Source organism: Actinoplanes aureus (genome assembly GCF_015704865.1).
Taxonomy (GTDB): Bacteria; Actinomycetota; Actinomycetes; order Mycobacteriales; family Micromonosporaceae; genus Actinoplanes; species Actinoplanes aureus.
In genome coordinates, this window is record NZ_JADQTO010000076.1 from 1 (window position 1) to 4,491 (window position 4,491).

Annotated in this window: 2 protein-coding genes; both read left to right on the forward strand. The window is 75.0% G+C overall.

Translation table 11 applies throughout. The features are described from left to right. The coding region (locus I4J89_RS48890) for a type I polyketide synthase (RefSeq protein WP_196421074.1) at window positions 1-3,092 on the forward strand (3,092 nt) is incomplete at its 5' end. Between the two features lie 17 nt (window positions 3,093-3,109). After that, window positions 3,110-4,491: type I polyketide synthase (locus tag I4J89_RS48895; RefSeq protein ID WP_196421075.1), on the forward strand; the 1,382-nt coding region annotated here is incomplete at its 3' end.

Consider the following 4,491-nt stretch of genomic DNA (forward strand, 5'->3'; position numbering starts at 1 on the left):
TGCCGGTGGCGGCGGTGAACGGCCCGGACTCGGTGGTGATCTCCGGGCCGGAGGCGTTGATCGAGGAGGTCGCGGCCACGTGGGGGGCGCGGGGCCGGCGGGTGCGCCGGTTGAACGTCTCGCACGCGTTCCACTCGGCAGCGATGGAGCCGATGCTGGCCGAGTTCGGCGAGGTGGCGGCCGGGATCCGGTACGAGCGCCCGGCGATCGCGGTGGTCTCCAACATCACGGGTGAGCCGGTCCGTGAGTTCGACGCCGGGTACTGGGTGGAGCATGTCCGCGCGACCGTCCGGTTCGGCGCCGGGCTGGACTGGCTGACCGGGCACGGGGTGTCCGCCTTCGTGGAGGTGGGCCCGGACGGGGTGCTGTCCGGCCAGGGCCGCGACGGGCTGTTCGTGCCGGCCTCGCGGGGCGACCGCGACGAGGTCGAGACCGTGCTGACGGCGCTCGCCCGGGCACACGTCGCCGGGGTTCGCGTGGACTGGGCGCAGCTGCTGCCGGCCCGGCCGCCGGCGTCCCTGCCGACCTACCCCTTCCAGCGTGAGCGGTACTGGCTGTCCGGCACACCCGCGATGGTGGACAGCGCCGCCGACCTCGCCGACGACGGCCTGCTGGTCACCGGCCACCTCTCGACGCGCGACCAGGCCTGGCTCGGCGACCACCTCATCCAGGACACCGTCATCGTGCCCGGCACCGCGTTCGTCGAACTCGCCCTGCACGCGGCCGACCGGGCCGGCGCCACCGGTCTCACCGAGCTGACCCTCGAAACGCCGCTGGTCATCCCGGACGGCGCCCGGGCCGACCTGCAGCTGCGGGCCGGGCCGCCCGGGCCGGACGGCGTACGCCCGTTCAGCGTCCACGCCCGCCGGCCCGGCGAACCGTGGACCCGGCACGCCGCCGGCACGCTGTCCGGTGCGGCCACGGTGCCGCCCCCGCCCGTCCCGGTGTGGCCGCCGCCGGACGCCGAGCCGGTTGATGTGGACGACTTCTACGAGCGTTTCGCCGAGGCCGGCTTCGCGCTCGGGCCGGCGTTCCAGGGACTGCGGGCGGCCTGGCGGGACGGCGACCGGACGTACGCCGAAGTCGCCCTGCCGCAGGCCCACCGCGCCGACGCCGCACGTTTCGGCATCCATCCCGCCCTGCTCGACGCCGCCCTGCACGCCGGAGCCCTGCCCGCGCTCGCCGAGGACCCCGGCGCCGTACGCGGACGCGTGCCGTTCTCCTGGCGCGGCGTAACCCTGCACGCGACGGGCGCCACCACCCTGCGCGTGTCGCTCACCCCGATCGAGGGCGGCATGACGGTCACCATGACCGACCCGGCCGGTAACCCCGTCGCCGCCATCGACCGGCTGGTCACCCGGGCCCTGCCGCGAACCGGCCCGGCCCGGCGCACCGACGCGCTGTACCGGCTCGACTGGGTACCCCTGCCGCTCGGCAACGGCGGCACCGTCCCCTTGACGGTGCACCACGTCACCGACGTACACGAGGCCCTGGTTCTCGCCCGCGAGGACAGCGGCACCCACCGTGCCTTCGTGACCCGCGACGCGGTGGCCGCCCGCGACGGCGACCGCGTCACCGGCCTCGACGCGGCACCGGTCTGGGGTCTGCTGCGCGCCGCTCAGGCGGAACGCGCGGGCGAGCTGCTGATCGCCGACGTCGACGGCACCCTCGACGACGAGTCGCTGCACCGGCTGCTCGGCGCGGCGGCCGCCGCCGGTGAGCCGCAGCTCGCCGTCCGCGACGGTGCCGCCCTGGCGCCCCGGCTCGCCCCGGCCGCCACCGCAGAACCAGGCCCGGCACCGTGGGACGCCGAGGGCACGGTCCTCATCACCGGCGGGACCGGCGCCCTGGGCCGCCGGATCGCCCGGCACCTGGTCACCCGGCACGGTGTGCGGCACCTGCTGCTCACCGGCCGCTCGGGCTCGGATCGCGGCGTCACCGCGGAGCTGAGCGCGCTCGGTGCCGAGGTGACCGTGGCCGCCTGCGACGTCGGTGACCGGGCCGCCCTCGCCGCCCTCCTTCGCGACATCGTCCCGGAGCACCCGCTGCGCGGCGTCGTGCACGCGGCCGGCGTGGTGGAGGACGCGGTGCTGGCCAACGTCACCCCCGGCCACCTGGACCGGATCGGCCGGGCCAAGGTGGACGGCGCCCGCAACCTGCACGAGCTGACCAGAGACCTGCCGCTCACCGCGTTCGTGCTGTTCTCCTCGGCCGCCGCGGTGCTCGGCGGTGCCGGCCAGGCCGCGTACGCCGCCGGCAACGCCTACCTCGACGCCCTCGCCGCGCACCGCCGCGCCGCCGGACTTCCCGCGCACGCACTGGCCTGGGGCCCGTGGGACGAGCCGGACGGCATGGCCGGCCGCCTCGACGACACCGCCCGGGCGCGCCTGGCCCGGGCGGGCGCGCTGCCGCTCGACCCGGACACCGCGCTGGCCCTGTTCGACGCCGCTACCGTGCCCGACGCCCCGGCCTGGCTGATGCCGGCCCGCCTCGACCGGGATGCCTGGCGAGCCCGAGGGGGTGCCCTCCCGGCTGTGCTGCGCGGCCTGGTCCGCCCGGCCCGCCCGGCCGCCGCCGGAGGCGCTTCGGACGGCGGCGCTCTGCGCCGCCGCCTCACCGAGCTGTCCGGCCCGGCACGCCTTCCGGTGCTGCTCGATCTGGTACGCCGGAGCGCCGCCGCTGTCCTCGGCCACACCGACCCGGCCGGCATCGATCCCGACCGGGGCTTCCTCGACGCCGGATTCGACTCGCTGACCGCCGTCGAACTGCGGAACCAGCTCATCCAGGACACCGGCCTGGCGCTGCCGGCCACCGTCCTGTTCGATCACCCGGATCCCGGCAAACTCGCCCGGCACCTGGCCGCGGAGCTGGACGGTGACGACCGCCCCGGCATCCTGACTGAACTGGACCGGCTCGCGGTGACGCTGGACGCGGCCCCCGACGACGCCGACACCCGGCGCCGCGTCACCGCCCGCCTGGAAACCCTGCTGTCGAAGTGGCGGGACCGGCAGGACCCGGGCGACCTGTCCGCGGAGCCGGCCGACGACGACGAGTTGTTCGCCCTCATCGACCACGAGCTCGGCCTGTCGTGAACCGGGGGACCACGGGGATGTCCAACGAGAACAAGCTTCGCGAGTACCTGCGGCTGGTCACCGACGACCTGCGCCGGGCCCGGCAACGAGTCCGCGAGTTGGAGGAACACGAGCCGATCGCGATCGTCGCGATGAGCTGCCGGCTGCCCGGTGGTGTCGCCACGCCCGAGGACCTGTGGAGCCTGCTCGCCGACGGCCGCGACGCCATCGGGGAGTTCCCGGGGGACCGGGGCTGGGACCTCGCGGCCATCCACCATCCCGATCCGGAGCATCCCGGCACCTCGTACACCCGGCACGGTGGCTTCCTCACCGGTGCCGACCGGTTCGACGCCGAGTTCTTCGGCATCAGCCCGCGCGAGGCGCAGGCGATGGACCCGCAGCAGCGGCTGCTGCTGGAAACCTCGTGGGAGGCGGTCGAGCGGGCCGGCATCGACCCGGCCGGGCTGCGCGGACAAGCCGTGGGCGTGTACGCCGGCGTGGCGTACAGCGACTACACCTCGGCCGCCGAGCCCGATTCGGAGCTGGAGGGCTATCTGGGCAGCGGCAGCGCGGGCAGTGTGGCGACCGGGCGGATCGCGTACGTGCTCGGGCTGGAAGGGCCGGCGGTCACGGTCGACACGGCCTGTTCGTCGTCGCTGGTGGCGCTGCACCTGGCCGTACGCGCGCTGCGGCAGGGTGAGTGCGACCTGGCGCTGGCGGGCGGCGCCACGGTGATGGCCACACCCGGCATGTTCGTCGAGTTCAGCCGGCAGCGCGGGCTCGCGCCGGACGGCCGGTGCAAGGCCTTCGCCGAGACGGCCGACGGCACCGGCTGGTCCGAGGGCGTGGGCATGCTGCTGCTGGAACGGCTCTCCGACGCCCGGCGCAACGGGCATCCGGTCCTCGCGGTCGTCCGTGGCTCCGCCGTGAACCAGGACGGCGCCAGCAGCGGCCTGACCGCGCCGAACGGCCCGGCCCAGCAACGCGTCATCGAACGAGCCCTGGCGGATGCGCGGTTGTCTCCTGGCGATGTCGATGTGGTGGAAGCGCACGGGACGGGGACCCGGTTGGGGGATCCGATCGAGGCGCAGGCGCTGATCTCGGCTTATGGCGGGGAGCGGGAGCGGCCGTTGTGGTTGGGGTCGCTGAAGTCGAATCTCGGTCATACCCAGGCCGCTGCTGGGGTGGCCGGGGTGATCAAGACGGTGTTGGCGATGCGGCATGGGGTGTTGCCGCGCACCTTGCATGTTGATGAGCCGAGTTCGCGGGTGGATTGGTCGGCGGGTGCGGTGCGGCTGCTGTCGGAGCCGGTGTCGTGGGTGCCAGGTCGTGCTGGGGTGTCGGCGTTCGGGATGTCCGGGACGAACGCGCACGTGATCCTCGAGGCCGTCGACGTAGAACCTCCACCGGAGGATGCCGG